Origin of the sequence: Shewanella colwelliana (assembly GCF_001735525.1) — a bacterium.
GTDB classification, from domain to species: domain Bacteria; phylum Pseudomonadota; class Gammaproteobacteria; order Enterobacterales; family Shewanellaceae; genus Shewanella; species Shewanella colwelliana.
On sequence record NZ_MCBT01000013.1, the window covers coordinates 190323 to 215747 of the forward strand.

Here is a 25425-nt window from a genome sequence, read left to right on the forward strand (position 1 = left end):
GCGAACTGGTGTTAGGGAACATTGACCACCTGCACTTGATGCTGATATTGAAAAGACTGCCCATTTACATCAAATCTGGGGGTCAGTTGCACTACTGCATTATTGATTAAGGTGCCTGGGGTGAAATGGATAGGCGATTGAGTCGATAAGTTGTTAGTCACCTTTTCCGCCATTAACGCCCCTGCACCCATCGATGCTGGGGCTGGCTGTGTCCCAACAAGACCATAACCACTGTAGCGGCGTATTTCACCATTCGCTAAGAAACAATAACTTACCGCTTTGTCGACCATGAAATAACGTCGCTGTGGGGAAGCCTCTGCAAACTGTACTGCACGGTCAAACTCAACTTGATTGCCCGTCACACTCTTGATATCAAAGATATGCCCGTTACTACCTGCCGGATTACCGCCATAGACATGACTGGGCAGTAACGGATACAGCACCATTTTGTGAGCAGTATCTATGCCCTGAGAAGGTAACATCACGGTTCCATTTGCCGCCGCGCTAGCGGGGAAAACGGGAAGGTTAACATAAGAGGCACTGGCTAATATTGGCACAAATTCGATGCACTGATAGGTCGTCGGCGAAGAAGTCACCCGCACACTATTAGGTAAGGCATTTCTCAGCTCTCGGGTCATTCGCTCCATGGCAAAGCGGCTTTGACTCAAGACTTGATCGACCGAGGTCGATTCAACAAAAATCCGTGTACCCAAAATGACAAAACTGCTGACACCAATCACTAAGATACCAAGAATAATAATGACGGTAACCATTTCGACCAAAGTGAAACCAAGCGTGTTACCCCGCTGTCCTAGAGAAGATCTCAATAGTTACTCCTCAAGGCATTATAGGTGATCACTTCGCCACTGGGAGTGGTGACATCGATAGCAACCAACTTGCTATGCTTATTCGCAAATGGATAGCTGACCTTCACCAACAGTTGATAGTTGCTGTACTCATCTGCATATTTAAGACTGGAGTTAAGGATTAAACTGTTTTGATTTAGCCCGTGGTAATCATCCACGTCACGGTATGCATTACGCGCCAAAGCACCAGGACCGAAGTCTGCCTCGTCGGTACATGCATCCCCTGCTGGCAGCCCTAAATCTGGCCGCGCTGCGGCGCCACACGCTGGGACACCGCCGTTAGGGTTACTATTTTGATCATAACGTTTGCCCCAAATCTCATTTAGTATCGAGTGTGCCAGCTCGGCCGAACGCACCCGGTGCAAGGTCTCTGCTGCGCGATCGGCTTGCGGAAATAGCAGACTCGTCAGCATCACTAAGGCAATGCCAAGCACTATCATGCCAACGACCAGCTCGATTAACGTAAACCCTTTGGCGGCGGTGTGATTAACGCCCATGGATATACCCCTGACTTTCAATCGTAAGATCTAAAGTTTCATCGGCACTGACCTTGACGACACAAGCGTTTACGCATTGTGGTGCAATGATACCGTCTTGATTAAATCGCAACGCAAAGGTGGTGTTGCCAGAAAGACTTAAACTGGTGTTACTTGGCAATGACTGTGACGTGCCGGTGATCAGTACATCAGTGCAGTTAGTCTGAAATACCATCATACGATACTGACTTGGACTCACATTGACACCATAGCAGCGATCTTGATTGTTGATCGCCATCAATTGAATCCGCCGTAACTCCGCAATAAACTCATCCCGTAAGGTAAAAGCACTGTAACTGGAGCTACCGAGAAAACGTGGCAATACCGCCACTGAAAGAATGGCAATCAGCATTATGGTAGTAACAAGCTCAACGAGCGTAAAACCTGTATCAGTACGCGTCTGCATTTTATTTAGGTCAGCAACCAAAAGCATCAATCAATAGTAGTTATGAGTATGACAAAAAATATCGGATTTTTATATATATAAAGATGTCGCGCCACAATGAAAAATTACAATTAGGGTGAAGTATGGGAGAAATACCTACGCTCGCCCCCACTAGCCGCAATCGAAAATACACTCAGTGTGAGGCGCATTACAAAGTATCGTTGGCACGGGTATTAAACCGGTCAGAACTGCCACGTAGATCTCTTTTTGACAATATCAATCACCGCCACTGCAAAAACACCAATAAAGCTGCTAACATTGCTGCCAATTTTTGAAGCTTAGTGAGAAAGAGCAAGATGGGCAGAGCATATCAAAACCGCAAAGAATCCATGGCGAAAACCGCTGGCCAAAAAACGCGACTCTATTCTAGATACGGGAAAGAGATCTACGTTTGTGCCAAAAACGGGGGGTTCGATCCAGATGGTAACCTAGCACTACGTCAAATGATCACCAAGGCCAAGAAAGATCAAGTTCCGGCCCATGTGATTGAACGAGCTATTGAAAAAGCCCGTGGTGGTGGCGGTGAAGATTATGAAACTGCACGTTATGAAGGTTTTGGCCCAGGCGGCTGTATGGTCATTGCCGATTGCTTAACCGATAACGGTAAGCGAACCTTCACCGAAGTACGTCAAGCATTTGTGAAGAACAATGCCAAACTTGGCGGTCCAGGTACTGTTGGCCACATGTTTGACCATCAAGCCGTGTTCGTCTTTGCTGGCGATGATGAAGATGCCATTCTTGAGATGCTCATGATGGCCGATGTCGATGTCACTGACGTTGAGCTAGAAGATGGCATGATCAGTGTTTATGCCCCCCATACCGAGTTCTTTAAGGTGAAAACCGCGCTTGCCGCTGAACTGCCTGAAGACACTGAATATGTCATGGAAGAGATAACGTTTGTTCCACAAACCATGACAGCGATAACTGATGCAGAAGAGATAGAGCAATTTGAAAAGTTTCTCGCTGCACTTGAAGATTGTGACGACGTGCAGAACGTTTATCACAATGCCGAGCTTGAGGCGTAGACCTTAACCATTTGCGCATACCGCAGCTACCGACTTATTGCACGATTTAGCATGTAATAAGTCGGTTTTTTCCATCTCAATCCAACTCCATTCCCTTGCAAAATTTTGACTAACGTCAAGCCGTTGTCACATCAAATCCGTCAAAACAATAAAACTGCCAAACATCACTGAAATAGCGGATTCTAGATAGACATCCACGCAAAAAAACCTATTCTTAATGCTAACAACAGTGCCCATGATGGTGCTGTAACTCGTCAAGGAATGATCTCTTCAATACGTTCAACTTAAAAATAAAAAAATTGGCCGTTTTCATTACAACAAGACAGGTAACCTATGAAATATTCTAAATCGATTATTGCTATTTCTCTCATAAGCATACTGAGTGCCTGTGGTGGTAGCGATAACACCACCACACCAGAGCCAACGATGGGCACTTTTAACTTAGGAGTCTCTGACAACCCCGCCGATGCAGAAATCGTCAACATTGCTTTCAAGCAGGTGGTACTTAAAGGCAATGGTGAGTCACTCTCATTTGATGTATCTGACAGTGGTGAGCTAAAACATGTCGATCTACTCCAGTTTCAGGGTCAAGAAGTCGAAACCTTGGTCAGTGGCCAATCCATTCCCACTGGCGAATACCAAATGTGCATCTACATGGAAAAGAGCGAAGTCGCTAATGAAGAGAGTTCTTACGTAAAAACCGCAGATGGCATCGCAGGCTTAACCACTAACAGTAACGGCAGTTGTGGCGGTGTGGGTGCCGAAGACCCGAACACTGGCCGCTTGTTCTTCAACAAAACCTTCACGATTGCGGCGGGTAGTAATGTTTTTGTCGCCGAGTTTAACCTTGCTAAAGGCTTGCAAGCGCCTCACGGAAACAAAGACTATTGGACCCTTAAACCCACCTCGATACAGCTAGTCAACAATGCCGAAGTCGGCGCGATTGAAGGCCAAATCAACGCTATCGATAGTGACACATTAGACAATGTTAAAGCAGACTGCGAAGTGGCTGCCGGCGGAACAGAGTTTGCTCAAGCCGTTTACCTGTACCCTGCAGACACCACACTGACTAACATGGTGGATTTCCGTCCTGATGCCGACATCACAACACCACAAGTCGCCCCAATTGCATCAGCCCGTGTCAACGCTATGCTAGACCAAAATGATGAAGTGACGGGCTATGAATATGAATTTGGCTTTGTAACTGCTGGCAGCTATAGCTTGGGTTATACCTGTGTTGCTCAAAATGACGATCCAGAAACTGCCAACAATCCTGATGATGCTGAGATGCCCTTCTTTATTCACATCGACGAGCAAACTGTCGAGGTCACAAACGGCACCACCACAGAACGTCACTTCCCGATGGCTTTTGTCCCTGTAAGTTAACACTCAACATATTGAGATAAAAAAGAGCGCTACTAGCGCTCTTTTTTATTGGGACGTTATGAACAGCAATCTCTGCGCCACCAGTTTTTAGGCAACTTATCTAACAGGACTTTGAGCATCAATATGGCTAACACTACTCCCGAGGTGTAGACGACAGTTGCTGGCAATAGACTATGCTGTTCGCCAATTTGTGGCATCACCACAAAACCGAAAGTATCCACCAGATAATTAACGATAATTCCTGAGACCAACGCCACGCCCAGTACCCCACCTAAGTAACCATACAGCGCGCGTTTACCTAGCTCTTTAGTGACAACGCCTAAGGTAGCAATATTGGTTGCAGGCCCCGCTAACATAAATACTAATACCGCGCCCGGCGATACACCCGCTAGTAATAAACCCGCCGCGATTGGCGTTGATGCCGTGGCACAGATATACATAGGCACAGAGATAAGTACCATGACTAACATAGCCAGAATGCCATCCCCCCACTTCGCCATAAAATCACCAGGGACATAAGTTTGCACTAAAGCAGCAAAAAACAATCCGATCAACAGCCAAATAGTCGTATCACGCACTAAATCGGTGGCGGCGTAATGCAGGCCTTTGCCCATCCTCGAAATAACCGAGGTTCCTTGCAATTCAGAAGCGATATCTTTAGTCGACTCGCAGCAGCTCTCTTCTTTATTGGCACTATTTTCGGTGCCGCAGCAACTCGCGATGGGTTTCTCTGTCGCTGGTGTCTTACTGCTGCAACAGCTAGCACTCGCTGTGGCAGGCTTTAGGTTGACGACTGGTTTAGCCGCCATCTCCATCATGCGATTGCTTTGTGCTACTGGACGCATGGCGAGTGGTTTATCCTCTGGAGTTGTATCACTACAGCTTTTTTCTGCCGTTGCTGTTTTACTGCAACAGCTCTTAACCACAGGTTCCACTTTTTTACTGCTACAACAACTACTCGCGGGGGCTTTATTTGTTGCACCTTTAGCTGCCACAACGGATATTTCATCTTCGTCATCTCTCCCCACTAATAAGCCGGCAACGATAGCACTGGTCACCGCAGCAATCGGCCTGACAATGGCCATAAATGGACCGAGTAACACATAGGAAACACTGACAGAGTCGATACCTGTTTCAGGGGTTGAGACTAAAAACGAGGTCGTTGCCGCTTTAGAGGCGCCAGAGCGACGCAACCCAACAGCGGCTGGGATCACGCCACAGGAGCACAGTGGCAGTGGCGCGCCGAGAATCGCCGCTTTGACCGTGGTTTTAAAGCCGTGACCACCGAGCTGTTTCTGCATCCAGGTCATAGGCACAAACATCTTGAGCATACCGGCCAACACAAGGCCCAATAACAGCCATGGCGCCGAATCTAAAAATAGATCAATAAAATTACTTAACAACATAATTAACCCTTCACCTTACAACTTGCTTTGTATTCTGTTTGCGTATGTTGATGTGTATGGTTCTCACACTTCACCTCGGCTGAATTGGATTCTAGCGCCTCTAGAATTGAGCAGTGCTCTGCACTTTCTGGCCCACCACAGCATGCATCAGATAAACGCTGCAATGACTCTCTAAAGTAATTGAGCTCGGCAATTTTCTCCTCGACATGTTCCAGCTTAATATCGACCATGCCTTTGACATCGGCGCAGGCCCAATTGGACTTATCTAGCTCGATTGACAACAACTCAGTGATCTCGGCCAGTGTAAAACCCACGGCTTTCGCCCGTAGGATAAAACGCAGTCGCTCAGCATCACTCTCGGTATACATGCGATACCCCGCCTCGGTTCGCATTGAGGGCGACAGCAAACCATGCTTTTCGTAGAACCTGAGCGTGTCAGCTTTGACATCACACGCTTTTGATAGCTCACCAATGCGATACATAAATCATCCAATTGGGTTTTAATGGTGGTTGAATAGGTCAAGTATAAACCTTGGAGTTAAATCTAAGGTCAAGGGTTATTATGCGGGTTTTACCAGAGGTTGCTTGTTCGCTTGCGCGTATTGTGAAATCGCGCAGAAAAAAACAGCATGGCACATCATTTTACGTTAAAATACGCGCGCCGCGATGGACAGTAACAATAATTGAGGGACTTTTGGAAAGCATAGCAAACCGTTACTAACGGTAGACTGTTCTGCTTTCCGAAAGATCCTTAAAAATAACTACTGGACCCTGTACCCAAAATGAATAATGCCAGACCTATTCGTCGCGCGCTGTTAAGCGTTTCAGATAAAACCGGAATCCTAGAGTTTGCACAAGCCTTGCATGCTCAAGGTGTTGAACTGCTCTCTACTGGCGGCACTGCTGCACTATTGGCAGACAACGGTGTGCCTGTCATTGAAGTCTCTGACTACACTGGTCACCCTGAGATCATGGATGGTCGCGTTAAGACCCTGCACCCTAAAGTACACGGCGGCATTTTAGCGCGCCGCGGTATTGATGAGATCGTCATGGAACAGAATGCCATTAAACCTATCGATCTGGTTGCCGTTAACCTTTACCCATTTGCCGATACTGTTGCGAAAGCAGGTTGTACCTTGGCCGATGCCGTTGAGAACATCGATATTGGTGGTCCAACAATGGTGCGCTCTACCGCTAAAAACCATAAAGACACGACCATCATAGTTAACGCTGCCGATTACGGTCGCGTCATTGCCGAAATGCAGGCCAATGAAGGTAGCACGACACTTGAAACCCGTTTTGACCTAGCCATTGCCGCCTTTGAACATACCGCCGCCTATGATGGCATGATTGCCAACTACTTCGGTACTATGGTCCCAGCGCATAGCAAAGATGAGTGCCATGACGATTCTAAGTTCCCGCGCACTTACAATACCCAGCTAGTGAAGAAACAAGATCTTCGCTATGGCGAAAACAGCCATCAAAGCGCAGCGTTCTATGTTGATCTTAATATTGACGAAGCTTCAGTAGCAAGCGCTGTTCAGTTACAAGGTAAGGCACTCTCTTATAACAATATTGCCGATACTGACGCCGCCCTTGAGTGCGTTAAAGAGTTTGATGAACCAGCATGCGTTATCGTTAAGCACGCTAATCCGTGTGGCGTAGCCATTGGCAGCAACCTGCTTGACGCTTATAACCGTGCCTATCAAACCGACCCAACCTCAGCCTTTGGTGGCATCATCGCCTTTAATGGCGAGCTTGACGCAGCAACCGCAAGCGCGATTGTTGAACGCCAGTTTGTTGAAGTCATTATCGCACCAAGCGTGAGCCAAGCCGCATGTGATGTGGTTGCAGCTAAAGCCAATGTGCGCCTACTCGAATGTGGTCAGTGGAACAGCAAGACCACCAGCCTAGACTACAAGCGTGTCAACGGTGGCCTGCTACTGCAAGACCGTGACCAAGGTATGGTGAATCAAGCCGATGTCACTGTGGTATCAAAACGCCAACCGACCGAAGCCGAAATGAAAGATCTGATGTTCTGCTGGAAAGTGGCCAAGTTTGTCAAATCAAACGCCATTGTCTATGCAAAAAACAGCATGACCATTGGTGTCGGCGCAGGTCAAATGAGCCGTGTATACAGCGCCAAAGTCGCAGGCATTAAAGCTGCTGACGAAAACCTCGAAGTGGTTGGTTCAGTCATGGCATCCGATGCCTTCTTCCCATTCCGCGATGGCATCGATGCCGCAGCGGCTGCGGGTATCAGCTGCATCATCCAACCAGGTGGGTCGATTCGTGATGAAGAGATCATTGCCGCTGCAGATGAGCACGGTATGGCCATGGTATTTACTGGCATGCGTCACTTCCGTCATTAATTTACCCGTAAGCGCCTAGGTCTCAAGACTCGGGCGCCGATTTAAGGATACTGAATGAATATCTTAGTTATTGGTGGTGGCGGTCGCGAACATGCGTTAGCGTGGAAAGCAGCCCAATCAGCACAAGTCGAAAAAGTCTTCGTTGCACCGGGCAACGCGGGGACGTCTCTAGAGCCAAAACTAGAAAATGTTGCCATTGATGTTGAAGCCATCACCGACTTAGTGGCGTTTGCCCAAGCAAACAAGATTGAACTGACCATAGTCGGACCAGAAGTGCCATTGTCACTTGGGGTTGTCAATGCGTTCAATGAAGCGGGTTTGCCTATTTTTGGCCCAACTCAAGGCGCAGCACAGCTAGAGTCCTCTAAAGCCTTCACTAAAGATTTCTTAGCTCGTCACAACATCCCAACCGCAGCTTACTCAAACTTTACCGAGATTGAACCAGCAAAAGCTTACGTTGTTGACGTCACCGCGAGTACTGGCTACCCAATTGTCATCAAGGCCGATGGCTTAGCGGCGGGTAAAGGGGTGATTATCGCCCAAGACCAAAGCGAAGCAGACGCGGCAATTGAAGATATGCTAGCGGGTAATCTGTTTGGTGAAGCAGGCTCACGAGTCGTTATCGAAGAGTTTTTAAAAGGCGAAGAAGCCAGTTTCATTGTGATGGTTGATGGGCAGAACATTCTTGCCATGGCTACCAGCCAAGATCATAAGGCACGCGACAATGGCGATCATGGCCCTAACACGGGCGGTATGGGTGCGTACTCTCCAGCACCCGTTGTCACCCAAGCGGTGCACGATTGGACCATCGCTAACGTTATCCGTCCAACCGTTGATGGCATGGCAGCTGAAGGCAATGTCTATACAGGCTTTCTCTACGCAGGCTTGATGATTTCACCTGATGGCAGCGCTAAGGTACTTGAGTACAACTGCCGCTTTGGCGACCCAGAAACTCAACCTATCATGATGCGCCTTAAATCTGATTTAGTTGAGCTTTGCCTAGCCGCCACCCGTGGTGAGCTAGACCAAGTGACTGCCGAATTTGACACTCGTGCTGCCGTTGGTGTGGTATTAGCCGCTGGCGGATACCCAGATGCGTATCGTAAACACGATGTCATTGATGGGCTAACACTGGGCAACAATGACGCCAAAGTGTTTCATGCGGGCACCAGTATGAAAGAGGGTCATGTAGTCACTAACGGCGGCCGCGTGTTATGCGCAACGGCATTAGGCAACACTGTGACCGAAGCACAACAATCGGCATACGCCTTAGTTGATCAAATTCACTGGGATGATGTGTATTTCCGCACCGATATCGCCTACCGCGCTATCGCTCGCGAAAGTTAACCTAATGTCCAACAAAAAAACCGGTCTTTGACCGGTTTTTTTATGCCGCTTTCCCTGCACCGTCTCCGTTGATTAAAAATAGTTCACCGCCAACAAAATGTGACATGCATCACACAAAACTGCTTATTGGAGGAGCAATATAAAGCCTCAACAACATATAACTATTAGGGGTTAACATGAAACATTCACTTGGAGACCTTGTTTATCAAGGCGAAAGAGCTGGAGTCCACAACTGGAATACCTTAGCTGGCACCTCATTTTATTGGCATCCAGATTGGCTGCATATCGCCGAAGACATGACTGGTATGCGCCCAGCGGTCACCATTAACACTGATAATCCAAAGCCGACTCAGCAGGACGCCGAACAGACAATTCTTAAGCATTTAGACGAACAGTCTTAATCTCATCATTCAATTTCTATAATCGCTATCAATGGCCCGAAGCTATCGCCTTGCGGGCTATTTTATCAATCAACCCTGGCGCAATTAAACGTACAAATCGTCCTAGCCGACCTCGCAATGAAGTGATCATTAACCGTTTACGGCCTGCAATGGCGGGGAGCATCATTTGCGCACACTGCGCGGCGGTAATAATTTTATTTTCTTGCATTGGGCTTTTCCCCAGCGGGTTGCCCTGCCCATCGAGTGCCCGTTTATGGATTTCAGACACCACAAAATCTGGACATAAAATAGTTACCGCCACATTATCATCGCTAAGTTCAATCCGTAGCGAATCAAAGAACCCCATCACAGCGTGCTTCGATGCACTATAACCACTGCGTGTAGGGACGCCCGTTAGCCCTGCCACCGAGGCCACCACGACTATCTGCCCTTGTGTCACCTTTAAATGCGGCAGTGCGCTATGGGTTAAATAGGCGGGGGCGAGATAATTAACTTGCATCACTTTATTAAGAATAGAGAGATCATACAGCTCATCAAAGCGTGACCACATGGTCATGCCCGCATTATTAATTAGAATATCTAGCTGACCAAAGTGCTCGACCGTGGCACTGATTAATGCTTGGCAAGCAAGCGGATCGGTAATGTCTGCTGCAAAAACTAACGGTTGATGAGAGCTATTGCTAGAGATCGCCTGCGCCAGTGAGTCGAGTCGCTGCTGATTACGGGCGGTAAGCACTAATTTACACCCAATTGGCGCTAAGGCTTTAACCAAGGCACGGCCAATGCCTTCTGAGGCCCCGGTTACAATCACAACCTTATCCTTTAACTCTTGCATGAACGCCCTTAGTGATAACAATTATAAAGTTATCACTCAAATTCACACACAAAGGCGTAAAGCGCAAGTCTCAAGCCAAAAGGCGCTCAGGCTGCTGAATGTTGCGTTGAGTATAAGTATCTAGGCTTTGAGGACGACCGATGGCATAACCTTGAGCATAATTGATACCAATAGATTCGAGCCTGTCGATAATGTCTTGGTTTTCAACAAACTCAGCGACAGTTTCAATTCCCATGACACGACAAACATCATGTATCGACTTAACAATGGCGTAATCTTTAGCATTACTGGCTAAGGTCTTGACGAAACAGCCATCTATTTTAACGTAGTTAACGGGTAGCTCACGTAAATAGCCATAGGAGGCAAAACCACTACCAAAATCATCTAGCGCAAAGGAGAAGCCCTGTTGACGCAGTAAATTCAACATCTCCATAGCACGATTGCGGTTTTGAATTGCACTGGTTTCAGTAATTTCAAAACAGATACACTTGCTCGGGATAGCAAAACGTCGCAATTGCGCCTCAATATAATCGACCATACCTTCGGCCCCAAGACTGTTACCTGAAAGATTGATAGATAAACAGTGGTCATGCCAAAGTTCTTCATGCATAGAGAGCCACAAAAATGCTTTTCGAATCACCTCTTTGTCCACTTCAGGCATTAGCTTAAAGCGTTCAGCAGCCGCGATAAATTGTGCTGGTGACAAGATACGCCCACACGGCTCTTGGATCCGCAATAAAATCTCCATGCGCTTTTTATGCGCGTTACCACTGATCCCTTTAATCGGCTGATAATAGAGGAGTAACTCATTATGTTCGATAGCTTGCGCGATCCGTACCGCCCACTTAGGCGCGTTACGTTGGTCGATCAGCTCCTTATCTTTATCATCATAGAAGTGCAGTTGATTACTGCCCTTACGTTTTGCCGCTATACAGGCGATATCAGCATCTTTAAGTAGTTCTGTGGCAGTGATATAAGGTGCGCGCGCTATGGCAATGCCAGCACTGATCCCGACTCGATAGTGACAACCTTGATGCTCCAATACCTGCAACGCAACGCTATCAATAATCTGCTTCACTTGTTGTGCAACTTGAAGAACTTCACTGTTTTTTATCGCCAAACCAAACTCATCGCCGCCGAGCCTTGCCAGCAGCACTTGATCGTCAAGGCTAGATTGAATCGCTTTGGCTACCATTTTAAGCATAAGATCGCCTGCGCTATGGCCGCAGGAGTCATTGATTAACTTAAATTGCTCTAAATCGAAATAGCAGATCGCTAGCGTCTGGCCCCCTTTAGAAAACTCAGGCAAGCGCTCCTCAAATGCACTTCGATTAAGCAATGAGGTCACACTGTCATAATTGGCTCGCCTTCTTAGCTGATGCTTGAGCACTTCCTCTTGGGTAATATCACGCAATACGATAACAGTACCAATTACCTCGTTTTGCGGATTGCGTAAATTACTAATACTACGCTCCATCAACTGCACTTGCTGACTTTGGAACTTAATTTTACTCAGTAGCGGCTCTAGCGAAGCCGTTTGCATGAACTGTAATAGCTTAGTGTTAAAACTAGAGTCGGACTTAAACAGATCGCTCACCGGCATACCAATAGCTTGCTCTGAACTGATGTTAAGTAAACGCTCGGCTTGTGGATTAAGGTAGACAACCTTAGCGCTGGCATCGGTAAGAATAACAACTTCAACAATCGCCTCTAAGGTGATTTTGGAACGCTCTTTTTGTTGAAAAATTCGCGCTAACAATTCGTTCACCCGATCGGCCACCACCACCAATTCTGAACAACCATTTCCCGTTAATGGTGTATAGCTTTTAGCCGCGGGATCGATGCGCGATAGCTGAGCAAGTAATTGCCTAAAAGGTTTAACTAAACCTATTCTCAGCCACAAATAGCCGATAAAAAGCAGTAGCAGGCTTAACCCTAATACAAGGTAAGTTGCACTTGAAGTTTGCGGTTCTATATCAGCGAAAATACCATCAGAAAATAACACTGAAAGGTGTAACGCTTCACCATATACGAGCGTGGGAACAGCAATCTCAATAAGTTGACCAGACTCTTTATTGATGGTGTCTGAGGCCGCGATGCCAGCCTCCAAGGTGATTGACCGTAACATATCATGTACTTGGTAATGGCTTAGCAGCTTACTATCAACTTGCCTCACTAGGGCTACAGCACTGCTTTGTGATGTCGGCACCACGCTCACCATATATCCTTGACCCTCAAGGATGATAAAACCCGTTTTACTCTGTTTAAAAGCAAATAATGACGCAGGTAATAATAATGACTCAAATGGATGAATGGTGCCAATATGCGGAGAGAATGGAATAACCTGACCGCGATCAAAATAGAAAAAACTCAGGTGATCTGCAACCCCAGTTTGTTGCCATGCAAGGCTAAAATTCTTGCGTGCGCCATCCTCTAAACTGGACATGGGCGCACCATAACCCCGCGCAAGTAATTCCAACTGACGGAGATCAGTGTTTATCTGACGACGTATATTGACTAACTCTGCATTGATTGAGGCCTGTTTCAGCTCGCTAACACGATTTTCAAACCAGAGACTTAATGAAGATGAGACGGCAAATACCGCAGGTAAGCAAAAACCCACAACGAACACGACTAATTTCTTGCTAATGCGCATCTTGTGCTGAAGCCACCCTATTTTTAATCAATCTGACATACGAAACGATGTCGCGAGCAAAATACAGTATTTATACCAATGGTGAAACACCTAAGGATTCGCTCGACGTAAAAGTAGCCAGTAGGTTGCATGAGCAATCAATACCGCACATTGACTTAGCGCAGCAATTACCGATAAAAGCCCATAAATCCACGTTTTTTGCGATCTCAAACAGGCGAAAAAACCAAATGTGAAACTTTTGTGATAATTCGGAGATACTTAGGTGATCTCCTTCCGCCATGATGAATATCAACAATCAGTAATAAAACACTCAATGGAGCGAGATCATGAACCTTAATATCCTTACCCGTAGCCTATTGCTTGGTAGCCTTATTAGTACATCGGCAATGGCAGCTGAACTCGAAATTCGTATCAATAATCTCACCCACGGCAATCATTTCACCCCAGTGTTACTTGCCGCTCACGATGGAGACACTCATCTATTTAACGTAGGAGAGATGGCAAGCAGCTCACTACAAAAGATGGCCGAAGGAGGTGATATTGCCGATCTTGTCACGCTTGTTGAAAGTGCCAATGGTGTCACGGTAAGTAATCCTGCAGCGGGTTTAATGGCACCAGGGCAAACTGTTGAAGGCATCATGCTCAATAGCCAAACCCTGACTCATCTATCAATCGTTGCAATGATTTTGCCCACCAATGACGCTTTCATTGGTTTAGATGCATGGGAGATCCCTACCACCCCAGGGACTTATACCATCAATCTCAATGGCTACGACGCCGGCACCGAAACCAACGATGAAGTGATTAATGGCGGTGGTATGCCGGGAGCACCTGGAATACCAGCAGCCCCAGGGGGAGATGGTGGTGCCAATGCAACTGGCGTTAGCGACATGAGTAGCAATGATAAAGTCCATATCCACCCTGGTGTGCTGGGTGATACTGACGTCAACGGCGGAATGAGTGATTTAGACAGCCGCGTACATCGTTGGTTAAACCCTGTTGCCCGCGTTGTGGTCACTGTAAAGTAGGAGAGTGATGATGAATAATCTAACTAGATCGGCAGGTAAGATTCTGCCACTGCTTTTGGTGAGTACCAGTTTAGTGCTCGCAGGCTGCTCGGATAACGATCATGATGCCTCTGTGCCTCCCACGCCAACGCCAGCACCTGATAGAGTATTTTCAGTAACCGTTACCAATCTTACGGCTAATCAACCTATGTCACCTATTGCGTTATTAGCCGTGGATAAGGATTACCATCCATGGCAGACAGGTGCTAGCGCTAGCAGCGCATTGGAGCAACTTGCAGAATCGGGTGATAGCGCAGGTTTTCAAGTTGAAGCGGGAAGTATTTCATCAATCACCGCTGGGGCTGGCATACTTGCCCCAGGGGCCAGTGAAACCTTAACCATGACCTTAGCTGATGACTCTGTGGCCTCGATGAGTTTGCTTACCATGTTGGTCAACACCAATGATGCATTTAGCGGCCTTAATAATGTCAACCTTGATGGGATAAATGTTGGCGAAACCCAGCGAATCATGACCGCTGTTTATGATGCCGGAACCGAAGCAAACAGCGAGCTAAAAGGCACGATTCCGGGACCTGCAGATGGCGGAGAAGGCTTCAATGCAGCCCGAGATGATGTGAACAGAGTGCATCTGCATCCAGGTGTGATCAGTCATGATGATGGGCTTACAGACTCAGTTCTTAATGCCTCGCATCGCTTTGATAATCCCGCACTGCGTATCACGCTAACACGATCTCAATAAGCAAACTCTTACAACAAGGTTCTAAGTACGAAATAAAACCCCTCAATGGTTGGTCTACTCATGGTAGGACAACCTTGGGAGGTTACAATGGTAGTGATGAAACAGGGAGATCATCAACGGATTTTATTGGTTGAAGATGAGATAGATCTGGCCAATCTTATCAGTCTCAATCTTAAATCCCTCAATTTTGAGGTGATCCATGCCACCACATTGCAGCATGCAAAACAGGTGTTATCGACCCAGAGAATCGACTTATTGCTGCTCGATAGAATGCTGACAGATGGAGATGGGCTGATGCTATGTGAACAACTAAGACAGAATGGGGAACTACTGCCCTGCATGATGCTCACGGCCAGAGACAGCGAAGCCGATATCGTATTGGGATTAGAGTCAGGTGCCGATGACTATTTAGTTAAGCCATTTAGTGTGTTGGAGCTTAGAGCCCGAGTAAAAGCGCTGCTCAGACGCGGCAAACAACTTACACCAGCGACAGATACCCTCACGTTTGATGACCTCGTCATTGATAGTAACACTCGTGAAGTCACCGCCTTCAATCAAGCCTTGCTGCTAACAGCGCGGGAGTTCGATCTGTTACTGTTTCTCGCCCAACATCCCAAACAGGTATTTAGCCGCATGCAGCTACTCGAAGCAGTATGGGGTTACTCCTATTCAGGCTATGAGCACACGGTAAATAGCCATATCAACCGACTACGCGCCAAGCTAGCACAAACGCCATCCACCAGCGACCTTGTCAAAACCGTTTGGGGCGTCGGTTACAAATTTTCACCACCAAGCCATTGAGGCGATGATGAATAGTCTATTTAACCGGATTGTCCTATCGGCGAGTATCGCCGTATTCGTGCTGTTTATGGGGCTATGGCAATGGTTTAGTGCCAACCATCAATATAACCAAAACCAGATCCAACAATCTCTTCATCGCGAACTTGCGACCCACATGGGCCACATTAATCCGTTACTTTCCCAAGGGGTCACATCGGATGCAGCGCTCAAAGAGGCGTTTCACGACTTCATGCTGTTAGGGCCCAGTTTTGAGATCTACACATTAGACCTTCAGGGCAAACTGATCGCTTTTGATGCCCCTAAATCGGTAATCAAACGCCAACAAGTCGACATCGCTCCCTTGCAGCAGTTTATAAACGGGGCCAAGCTACCTGTACTAGGGCAAGACCCACGCTCACCCACCACGGAGAAAATCTTTTCCGCGGCAAACCTTGTTGACCCACGAGGCGTTAAAACAGGTTACTTGTATGTCATTATTGGCGGCCAAGAGTTTGATGCCTGGCAAGCCGTAGTTGCCCAGCATCAACACCTCAATCAATGGGGAGCGGGATTAAGTGTGACAATCTTGTTTGCGCTAGCACTCTTTGTAGTGCTGCTAAAATACTTTACCGCACCAATTTCCCAGCTCGCCCACGATATGAACCAACTAAGCGGCCATTCCCTCACCCAAGATTCATTACTGAAAACTCGCCCTCAAGCCAGCAAAGAGATCCTTGGCTTAACCACCAATATCAATCAACTGCTGTCTCAAGTGCATCAACAGCACCTCGCTATCGCTAAACAGCAGGCTGAACGCCACGACTTTATGCTGCACCTTTCTCATGATCTCAAAACACCATTGACAACTTTGCAGGGTTACATCGATACCTGGCTGTTACTTGCTGAACATGAGCGAGATGCTAGCCTTATCGAAGTCGCTGCGAGAGCTGGGCTCCAGTTACAGCAACTCCTTAATCAAATGTTGCAACTAGAAGCCCTAGAGAATGGCCAGGTTACAGCCACAATGCAGCACTTTGCGCTGGCCCCTATACTCGATGAGTTGCGACAGTATTTCTTACCTCGCGCCAAAGCCCAAGTTGTAGAACTGGCCTTTGAGGTAGATGAAAACGTAGCGATCTACAGCGATCCCTTACTGTTGTTTCGCGTATTGAGCAACCTCGTCGACAATGCAATCAGGTATACCCCGAATGGCGGTAAAATTAGCATCAATGTCGAATACAGTGGTGACCGAGTTGGGCTGCTAGTGTCAGATAATGGTTCGGGTATTCATAAGCATGAACTGCAAGCACTAAAGCAACACACCCAAGTGAGTACCAACACGCAACAATATCAACAGTTACCTCAGCTCGGCGTTGGGCTGTCGATCGTTAGACAATTACTCGGCTTGCTCAACTGTAACTTACAGGTGCAGAGCACCCCAGGTAAAGGCAGCCATTTTAAAATTGAACTGGCCAGCCCAGCGCTTAACGAATCTATTTCTTTATAAATTCCATGCTCTTTATATAAAAAAAGCCCGCTAAGCGGGCTTTTTTATTATCAGGCAATCAACTGATTACTTGTGGTATTGCGCTGACAACTCATGAACAGAGTTGATAAATGAACCAGCATGCTCAGGATCAACATGTTGATGAATACCATGACCTAGGTTAAATACGTGGCCCGTGCCTTCCCCGTAAGAAGCTAAAATTTGATCTACTTCTTGGTGGATACGCGCAGGAGAAGCGTAAAGTACCGATGGGTCCATGTTGCCTTGCAGCGCAACTTTATGACCTACACGGCGACGTGCATCACCAATATCAACAGTCCAATCGAGACCTAAGGCATCACAACCTGTTTCAGCCATAGATTCTAACCACAACCCGCCACCTTTAGTGAACAGAGTCACAGGTACTTGGCGACCATCAGCATGACGTGTTAGGCCATCGACAATCTTCTGCATATAGCGCAGTGAGAACTCGCGATAAGCATGGTGAGACAATGCGCCACCCCATGAGTCAAAGATCATAAGAGATTGTGCACCGTTTGCCACTTGAGCATTTAGGTACAGGGTCACTGAATCAGCAAGTTTGTCTAATAGCATGTGCAGCGTTGCAGGCTCTTCGTAAGCCATCTTCTTGATCTTTTCAAATGCTTTGCTTGAACCGCCTTCGACCATGTAAGTCGCCAGGGTCCATGGTGAACCAGAGAAACCAATCAGTGGCACTTCGCCTTTTAGTTCACGACGAATGGTGCTCACTGCACGCATGACATAGCCAAGCTCATCTTCTGGATCTGGGATGCAGAGCTTTTTAATTGAATCAATAGTATCGGTAGGGCGTTCGAAACGTGGACCTTCGCCAGTTTCAAAGTACAAACCTAGACCCATAGCATCGGGTACAGTCAAAATATCAGAAAACAAGATTGCCGCATCTAAGTCATAACGACGTAGAGGCTGCAATGTCACTTCACAAGCCAAATCTTGGTTCTTACAAAGAGACATAAAGTCACCCGCTTCAGCGCGAGTCGCTTTGTATTCTGGAAGATAACGACCAGCTTGACGCATCATCCAGACAGGAGTTCTATCAACAGGTTGTTTTAGTAAGGCACGTAAATAACGATCATTTTTTAGTTCTGCCATTTGGCTCTATTCCTACGCTTATTGATTTCTGCTGGGTCAGTAGTTTAGCATTTACGCGAGTAAAGTAACCTGCAACTGCACATTTATGTGACAAACCCCGCTCGATTATATTTTTATCATCTTATTGCACACTATTCGCTCGAAATAACCAGACAATAAATAGGGCGACTGGTTCCCAAAACGTCAGAAAAAAGTTGCATGCTATCGAAGCCTTTGGTATAAAAAGTCTGCGCTAGCAAGAACAATCAAGAAGCTCGTCGCATCGAGCCTGCAAAACCTTTACTCGCCCAGCGATAGAATTCTATCGCTGGGCATTTTATTTTATACAAGACAGTCACTTCCAGCCTCCCAGCATTTTGTATGCAAAACAAGCCGCTTATTAACAAATAATGTTCTGTCATTGACGTAAAAAAGAGTTGATCTAAGCAGCATTTCTCACCTACATTAGAAGTCATAGAACAACTTTTGATGAGGAATGTCATGCTAAAGCAATTGGAAAGAGCCGAACAAAAATGGGGCGGCGCCAATACACTTATTGATCAGTGGCTGAATCATCGTCGCAAACTGCTAGTCAATTACTGCCAGATAGCTGGTCTGCCTCCCTACGAGTCATTAGACAAATCGCTTCCTGAATTTAAATCTGTTAAGGAGTTTTGCGATCTATTGGTCGACTATGTATCCGAAGGGCACTTTGAGGTCTATGACCGTGTGGTCACTGCCTGTGAAAAAAATGGCGAATCAACTCAAAACCTCGCACAGACTATCGTCCCAAAAATCAGCGAGACCACAGATCTTGCCTTAGATTTTAACGATAAATATACCGAGGCTGATGACGATAAAATTCTTTATCAACTAGACAAAGATCTCTCATCGCTGGCTCATGCCATGGAAACACGCTTTGAGCTTGAGGATAAATTGCTAGAAGTGCTTCACGCTAACGCTTCTTAAGTCTTAAGCATCATTAGATTATTTAGAGTAATAGTTACTTACACGCTAAAAATAGATCTCAATAAAAAGGCCAGCTAACTTAGCTGGCCTTTTTGTTACTGTGTTATATCGCTTAAACCGCCGATTGGAAAATCACTTCACCCGCTTTCTGGGTGTATGAATCAATCTGGTCAAAGTTCAGATAACGATAGGTATCTGCCGCCGTCGCATCAAGCTCCTTAGCATAATTTTGATACTCATCAACGCTAGGGAGACGACCCAATAGCGCTGCAACAGCAGCAAGCTCAGCAGAGGCCAAGTATACGTTTGCACCAGTACCAAGACGGTTAGGGAAGTTACGCGTAGACGTTGAAACCACTGTCGCACCTTCAGCAACACGTGCCTGATTACCCATACATAGCGAACAACCTGGGATCTCTATACGTGCACCAACACGACCAAAGATAGCGTAGTAACCCTCTTCGGTTAGTTGATCTCTGTCCATCTTAGTTGGCGGCGCAATCCACAAACGTGTAGGTAGAGTCGTCGCAAACTTATCTAGCATCTTACCGGTTGCACGGAAGTGACCGATGTTAGTCATACATGAACCAACGAACACTTCGTCAATTTTAGTGTCAACAACAGATGAAAGTAGCACGGCGTCATCTGGATCGTTCGGCGCACAAAGAATTGGTTCTTTGATCGCATTTAAATCGATTTCGATAATTTCTGCGTATTCAGCATCGCTATCGGCTTCCATCAACTCTGGGTTAGCTAACCACTCTTGCATCGCAGTGATACGACGCTCAATCGTACGACGGTCGCCATAACCTTCAGCAATCATCCACTTCAACATGACGATGTTAGAGTTTAGGTATTCAATGATTGGCTCTTTATCTAGCTTGATGGTACAACCTGCCGCACTGCGCTCAGCCGATGCATCAGAAAGTTCAAACGCTTGCTCAACCTTCAGCTTTTCAAGACCTTCAATCTCAAGCACACGGCCAGAGAAAGCGTTAATCTTACCTTTCTTCTCAACAGTCAAAAGACCCATTTCAATCGCTTTTAACGGAATTGCATGGACCAAGTCACGCAATGTGATACCTGGCTGCATTTCACCTTTAAAGCGAACCAAAATTGATTCAGGCATATCCAGAGGCATCACACCAGTCGCCGCAGCGAAAGCGACAAGACCTGAACCGGCTGGAAATGAGATACCAATAGGGAAACGCGTATGTGAGTCACCACCCGTACCAACGGTATCAGGCAGTAGCATACGGTTTAACCAAGAGTGAATAACCCCGTCACCCGGACGCAATGAAACACCGCCACGATTCATAATAAAATCAGGTAGTGTGTGGTGAGTGTTCACGTCCACTGGCTTTGGATAAGCCGCAGTATGACAGAATGACTGCATGGTTAAATCAGCACTAAAGCCTAGACATGCTAGATCTTTCAGCTCATCACGGGTCATTGGACCGGTCGTATCTTGTGAACCCACAGAGGTCATCTTAGGCTCACAGTATTGACCTGGACGCACACCCGCTACGCCACATGCTTTACCAACCATCTTCTGTGCAAGGGTGTAACCTTTGCCTGAATCAGCCACATCTTGTGGACGTACAAATACTTCAGAAGCTGGCAGGCCTAGAGTTTCACGAGCACGGTCAGTTAGACCACGACCGATGATCAATGGGATACGACCACCCGCACGCACTTCGTCTAACAGCACTTCAGTTTTTAGGCTGAACTCTGAAATCACTTCGTCAGTGCCATGCAACTTAACAACGCCTTCATATGGGTAAATATCAATCACATCACCCATGTTCATCTTGCTAACATCTAGCTCAATAGGCAGTGCGCCCGCATCTTCCATAGTGTTGAAGAAGATAGGTGCGATCTTTCCACCTAGGCAGAAACCACCAGCACGTTTGTTCGGCACATTAGGGATATCATCGCCCATGAACCAAAGTACTGAGTTAGTTGCAGACTTACGTGAAGACCCCGTGCCCACAACGTCACCCACATAAACAAGTGGATGACCTTTCTCTTTTAGGCTGGCGATCTCTTTGATTGGACCCACAACACCCGCTTCATCAGGCACAATGCCATCACGTGCATTTTTCAGCATAGCTAGCGCATGCAATGGGATATCTGGACGAGACCATGCATCTGGCGCCGGTGACAAATCATCGGTATTGGTTTCACCAGTCACTTTAAATACGGTCAGCGTGATCTTGTCTGCAAGCTTAGGGCGGTTTAAATACCAATCCGCATTCGCCCAAGACTCAACGACTTGCTTAGCATGAGCGTTACCCGCTTGCATCTTCTCAACCACATCGTGGTACGCATCAAACATCAGCAAGGTGTGAGATAACGCTTTGGCAGCTAATGGGGCTTGCGCTTCATTGTCTAATTGAGCAATAAGCGGCTCAATATTATACCCACCTTGCATGGTGCCAAGCAGTTCAACCGCACGCTCAGAAGATAGGATTGAAGAGGTGACTTCGCCTTTAGCTAAAGCGTCTAAAAAGCCAGCTTTAACGTATGCCGCTTCATCAACACCTGGGGGAATTCTGTTTTCTAGCAGGTCAAGAATGAACTCTTGCTCACCCGCTGGCGGATTTTTTACTAATTCGATTAACTCGGCCACTTGATGGGCATCTAGTGGCTTAGGGACTACGCCCTCTGCAGCACGTTCTGCGACGTGTTTACGATATGCTTCTAGCACGGCAACATTCCTCTTTGTTTGGCGTTCTAACAGCGAAACTGCACGCCTTCAATTCTGAAGCTAACAGTCAAGCAGGCTCAACCCGTATTTCCGGTCCGCATTATACTACAGCTTTGTAAAAGTATGAATCAGATCACACTCTTAGATGTGAGAAATTACGGGGATTCTCTAGGGCATTAAGTAAATTATCTTAAGGATAAAACAAATGAAATTAGACAATAGTTTGAAACACCTACCAATGCATTGATTTAAAACAGAATAAACACTTAATCATAATTTATTGTAAACGAGCTAAAAGCCACCCATTCTTAAGTAAAATAATCTAAAAAATTTACAATATTTTGTCGTAATTACCCAATGATTGCGCATAATATTCCACTTTAATTGCGCTAACAGCCACTAGGACGCCCAAAATGAGCCACAATAATTTATCCGCCGTGATCTTCGATATGGATGGCGTACTTATCGATTCTGAACCCAGTTGGCAAGTTGCCGAACTTAATGTGCTTAGCCAACTAGGTATCCCCATTACGCTTGAAGATACCTTACAAACTACCGGCCTTCGTATCGACCAAGTCGTGAGTTATTGGTACCAGCGTCATCCTTGGGACAACTATGACAACACTGCAACGGCAACGGCTATTGTTGAACAAGTATCGATAGAGATACTGCGCAGTGGCGAAGCCATGTTAGGCGTTTTCGAAGCACTTAACGCCTGTAAAGATAAGGGACTCAAAATAGGCTTGGCCACCTCATCCTCATCACAGCTTATTGATGCAGTCATGCAGAAACTGGCGATTCGTCCATATTTTGATGCTATCTGCAGCGCCGAATCTTTAGCGCTTGGAAAACCGCACCCAGAGGTTTATCTCAACTGCGCGGTCGCACTGGGAGTGTCACCACCAAAGTGCCTTGCTATCGAAGACTCATTCAATGGCCTCATTGCAGCGAGAGCGGCCAATATGCTCACCATAGCGATTCCAGCGCCCCATGAAGCCAACCAAGCGAGATGGGCTGCAGCCCACCAACAACTGGCAGATCTTAGCCAACTCCCTGATTACTTATATCGAATAGACAACTAATTTCAGAAACAAAAAAGCCCATCTAACGATGGGCTTTTTGTAACTTAAGCGTCAACTTACCAGATCTTAACTCGCTCCTCGTCGCTTAAGTACATCTTATCGCCCTCTTTGACATCAAATGCTTCATAGAAAGCAGGGATGTTTCTCGGAGTGCCCATCGCGCGGAAATGGCTAGGAGAATGAGAGTCGGTAAGTAAACGGCGGCCTAACTCTTCATCGCGGTAATTACGACGCCAGACTTGTGACCAGCCAACGAAGAGACGTTGCTCTGCCGTTAATCCATCGATAACTGGCCCTTCCGCTCCATTAAGACTTAATTTATAAGAGCGAGCGGCGACAGTAAGCCCACCAAGATCACCAATGTTTTCACCTAAGGTTAAGTCACCATTAACAAATTTACCCGGCATTGCCTCATAAGCTGAATACTGAGCAGAGAGCTGTGCACCACGTTTGTTAAACTCTTCTCTATCTTTATCTGACCACCAATCGCGTAAGTTGCCATCACCATCATACTTGGCACCTTGATCATCAAAACCATGACTGATCTCATGGCCAATTACCGCGCCAATTCCACCATAGTTAATCGCATCATCTGCATCCATATTGAAAAATGGCGGTTGTAAGATCGCAGCGGGAAAAACAATCTCGTTCATCACAGGGCTATAGTAGGCGTTAACCGTTTGTGGCGTCATATGCCATTCGGTGCGATCAATAGGCTTGCCTAACTTATCGAGCATGCCTTTATATTCAAACTTAGCATAACGCAGATAGTTACCGACTAAATCATCTGGCTTAATGGCGAGATCAGTATAATCTTTCCACTTGTCTGGATAACCAATTTTATAAGTAAACTTAGAGAGTTTCTCTTGCGCCGCCACCTTGGTTTCGGGTGTCATCCACTCGAGTTCGTTAATGCTTACCTCAAATCCTTTGATCAGATTTTGAATAAGCTGTTCCATTCTCGCTTTAGCTTCTGGCTTAAAGTGAGCCTTAACATACTCTTTGCCCACCAGCTCACCAATCACCTGATCGGCGGCATCAACCGCTTTCTTCCAGCGGGGCTTCTGTTCTTCGATACCCATTAAGGTTTTACCATGGAAGGCGAAATGCAGATCAACCATCTCTTTGCTGAGCAGTTCAGCATAGGCATCCACAGCATGAAAAGCTAAGTAATCTTGCCATTGCTCGACACTAAATTGGGTAAATTGCTGACCAAACTTCTCAAAATAAGATGGCTGACGGACAATGACCTCGTTAACTTTTTCAATATCAGCACCCACCGCAAACTGTACAAAATCGAAATGACTCACGGCTTGTTGCAACGCCATCTTGTCCATCTTGTTATAGCTCTTATTCGCGTCACGAGATTCAGTGCGCGTCCATTGGCTCTGGGCGATAAAATGCTCAATTTCGGCCACATTACTTGCAGCCCGAGCGGCATGGCTGTAGCCAGCTTTAGTCAACAAGTCTTGGACATAGCTTTTCATCGCCGCTCGATTGGCGACAAACTTTGCCTCATCTTTTAAATAGTAATCACGATCGGGTAGCGTTAAACCAGATTGGTACAGATAAACCGCATATTCTGTGGAGTTTTTCGCATCATTATTGACATAAAAACCAAATGGGACCGCGACACCACTGACCAGTAATTTGCCCATTAACGTGGCAACATCATTGTGATCTTTAGCCAATCCAATCTCAGCTAAAGGCTCCTTTAGTGGCGTCACACCAAGTTGTTCAACCAGCTCTGTATTCATATAGCTAGCATAGAAGTCACCCACCTTTTGCTCGCTAGAACCAGCGACTTTATTAGGCTTAGCGGCGGCTTCATCTATGATAACTTTAAGGGCATTTTGGCTCTGCTCATACAGCACAGAAAAGGCACCATAATTAGATTTGTCTGCCGGAATAGGCGTATTTGCTAACCAGTGGCCATTAACACTGTAATAGAAATCATCTTGATGACGAACCTGAGTATCAAAGTTGGCTTTTTCAACCCCGGAAACTTTAGCGGGCTGCACATTTTCACTCGTTGTGGGTTCATTGCTGCTACAAGCCGTAACACCTAAACCCAGCGCTACAGCGAACGCGATTACACTGACTTTTTTCATTGCTTATCCCCGATATCCTTTGTGATCTTTTAGCCTCAATAAGGCTCTGCCGGTCAAACATTACCACCGTCAACTCACTCGATGTAGGCTGTTTTTGTAACCATCTGTAATAGT

The 25425-nt window shown here is 46.5% G+C and carries 21 protein-coding genes; 11 read left to right on the forward strand and 10 right to left on the reverse strand.

Annotated features, from left to right (window positions below):
* Positions 1-11: 11 nt before the first annotated feature.
* From BEL05_RS05470 to BEL05_RS05480, 3 genes are read right to left on the reverse strand one after another with little or no spacing between them, the layout of a single operon-like run.
* Positions 12-827 (reverse strand): prepilin-type N-terminal cleavage/methylation domain-containing protein, encoded by an 816-nt coding sequence (locus BEL05_RS05470; protein WP_139151825.1) that lies wholly within the window; start codon positions 825-827, stop codon positions 12-14.
* A complete protein-coding gene (locus BEL05_RS05475) occupies positions 824-1363 on the reverse strand; it encodes a type IV pilus modification PilV family protein (RefSeq protein ID WP_037428629.1) in 540 nt (179 codons plus the stop codon). Before BEL05_RS05475 ends, BEL05_RS05470 begins: the two co-directional genes overlap by 4 nt.
* Positions 1353-1808, reverse strand: a complete 456-nt coding sequence (locus tag BEL05_RS05480) for a pilus assembly FimT family protein (RefSeq protein WP_028764114.1) — start codon at positions 1806-1808, stop codon at positions 1353-1355. The genes BEL05_RS05475 and BEL05_RS05480 overlap by 11 nt, the downstream gene beginning before the upstream one ends.
* 335 nt (positions 1809-2143) lie before the next feature.
* Between BEL05_RS05480 and BEL05_RS05485 the strand changes: the two genes are divergently transcribed.
* Positions 2144-2872, forward strand: a complete 729-nt coding sequence (locus tag BEL05_RS05485) for a YebC/PmpR family DNA-binding transcriptional regulator (RefSeq protein WP_069670536.1) — start codon at positions 2144-2146, stop codon at positions 2870-2872.
* Positions 2873-3205: 333 nt separating this feature from the next.
* Complete coding sequence (locus tag BEL05_RS05490) at positions 3206-4258, forward strand: DUF4382 domain-containing protein (protein ID WP_069670537.1); 1053 nt, start codon at positions 3206-3208, stop codon at positions 4256-4258.
* A 56-nt stretch (positions 4259-4314) separates the two neighbouring features.
* Here BEL05_RS05490 and BEL05_RS05495 read toward each other — a convergent pair whose 3' ends face one another.
* Positions 4315-5664: an SO_0444 family Cu/Zn efflux transporter gene (locus BEL05_RS05495; protein WP_069670538.1), complete on the reverse strand. Its 1350-nt coding sequence runs from the start codon at positions 5662-5664 to the stop codon at positions 4315-4317.
* 2 nt (positions 5665-5666) lie between these two features.
* Entirely contained in the window at positions 5667-6146 is a 480-nt protein-coding gene (zntR, locus tag BEL05_RS05500) for a Zn(2+)-responsive transcriptional regulator (RefSeq protein ID WP_028764111.1), read from the reverse strand.
* Between the two features lie 300 nt (positions 6147-6446).
* On the opposite strand from zntR, the gene purH reads away from it, so the two are divergent.
* The 3 genes from purH to BEL05_RS05515 all read left to right on the forward strand — a co-directional run bounded on the left by purH (position 6447) and on the right by BEL05_RS05515 (position 9784).
* Positions 6447-8036, forward strand: coding sequence for a bifunctional phosphoribosylaminoimidazolecarboxamide formyltransferase/IMP cyclohydrolase (gene purH, locus BEL05_RS05505; protein ID WP_069670539.1), 1590 nt, complete (start codon positions 6447-6449; stop codon positions 8034-8036).
* A gap of 54 nt (positions 8037-8090) precedes the next feature.
* Complete coding sequence (gene purD, locus BEL05_RS05510; protein WP_069670540.1) at positions 8091-9383, forward strand: phosphoribosylamine--glycine ligase; 1293 nt, start codon at positions 8091-8093, stop codon at positions 9381-9383.
* 176 nt (positions 9384-9559) lie between these two features.
* On the forward strand, positions 9560-9784 hold the full coding sequence (locus BEL05_RS05515) for a hypothetical protein (protein ID WP_028764108.1): 225 nt from the start codon (positions 9560-9562) through the stop codon (positions 9782-9784).
* Positions 9785-9812: 28 nt separating this feature from the next.
* Here BEL05_RS05515 and BEL05_RS05520 read toward each other — a convergent pair whose 3' ends face one another.
* Positions 9813-10619 (reverse strand): SDR family oxidoreductase, encoded by an 807-nt coding sequence (locus BEL05_RS05520; protein ID WP_069670541.1) that lies wholly within the window; start codon positions 10617-10619, stop codon positions 9813-9815.
* A 70-nt stretch (positions 10620-10689) separates the two neighbouring features.
* Positions 10690-13275 (reverse strand): putative bifunctional diguanylate cyclase/phosphodiesterase, encoded by a 2586-nt coding sequence (locus BEL05_RS05525; RefSeq protein WP_069670542.1) that lies wholly within the window; start codon positions 13273-13275, stop codon positions 10690-10692.
* 326 nt (positions 13276-13601) lie between these two features.
* Between BEL05_RS05525 and BEL05_RS05530 the strand changes: the two genes are divergently transcribed.
* The 4 genes from BEL05_RS05530 (at position 13602) to BEL05_RS05545 (ending at position 17329) form a co-directional block, all read left to right on the forward strand.
* Entirely contained in the window at positions 13602-14303 is a 702-nt protein-coding gene (locus tag BEL05_RS05530; RefSeq protein WP_069670543.1) for a spondin domain-containing protein, read from the forward strand.
* Between the two features lie 10 nt (positions 14304-14313).
* Positions 14314-15042 carry a spondin domain-containing protein gene (locus BEL05_RS05535; RefSeq protein ID WP_028764104.1) on the forward strand — a complete coding sequence of 243 codons (729 nt, stop codon included), beginning with the start codon at positions 14314-14316 and terminating at the stop codon, positions 15040-15042.
* 87 nt (positions 15043-15129) lie between these two features.
* Positions 15130-15843 (forward strand): response regulator transcription factor, encoded by a 714-nt coding sequence (locus tag BEL05_RS05540; protein WP_083250305.1) that lies wholly within the window; start codon positions 15130-15132, stop codon positions 15841-15843.
* A gap of 7 nt (positions 15844-15850) precedes the next feature.
* Positions 15851-17329: a sensor histidine kinase gene (locus BEL05_RS05545; RefSeq protein WP_069670544.1), complete on the forward strand. Its 1479-nt coding sequence runs from the start codon at positions 15851-15853 to the stop codon at positions 17327-17329.
* A 66-nt stretch (positions 17330-17395) separates the two neighbouring features.
* Here the strand turns inward: BEL05_RS05545 and hemE are convergent, their stop codons facing one another.
* Positions 17396-18460 (reverse strand): uroporphyrinogen decarboxylase, encoded by a 1065-nt coding sequence (gene hemE, locus BEL05_RS05550; protein WP_028764101.1) that lies wholly within the window; start codon positions 18458-18460, stop codon positions 17396-17398.
* A 480-nt stretch (positions 18461-18940) separates the two neighbouring features.
* Between hemE and BEL05_RS05555 the strand changes: the two genes are divergently transcribed.
* Positions 18941-19408: an Rsd/AlgQ family anti-sigma factor gene (locus BEL05_RS05555; RefSeq protein ID WP_028764100.1), complete on the forward strand. Its 468-nt coding sequence runs from the start codon at positions 18941-18943 to the stop codon at positions 19406-19408.
* A gap of 112 nt (positions 19409-19520) precedes the next feature.
* Here the strand turns inward: BEL05_RS05555 and acnB are convergent, their stop codons facing one another.
* Positions 19521-22118, reverse strand: a complete 2598-nt coding sequence (acnB, locus tag BEL05_RS05560; RefSeq protein WP_069670545.1) for a bifunctional aconitate hydratase 2/2-methylisocitrate dehydratase — start codon at positions 22116-22118, stop codon at positions 19521-19523.
* A 413-nt stretch (positions 22119-22531) separates the two neighbouring features.
* Between acnB and hxpB the strand changes: the two genes are divergently transcribed.
* A complete protein-coding gene (hxpB, locus tag BEL05_RS05565) occupies positions 22532-23200 on the forward strand; it encodes a hexitol phosphatase HxpB (RefSeq protein ID WP_069670546.1) in 669 nt (222 codons plus the stop codon).
* A 56-nt stretch (positions 23201-23256) separates the two neighbouring features.
* Here hxpB and BEL05_RS05570 read toward each other — a convergent pair whose 3' ends face one another.
* Entirely contained in the window at positions 23257-25311 is a 2055-nt protein-coding gene (locus tag BEL05_RS05570) for a M13 family metallopeptidase (RefSeq protein ID WP_069670547.1), read from the reverse strand.
* Positions 25312-25425 lie beyond the last annotated feature (114 nt).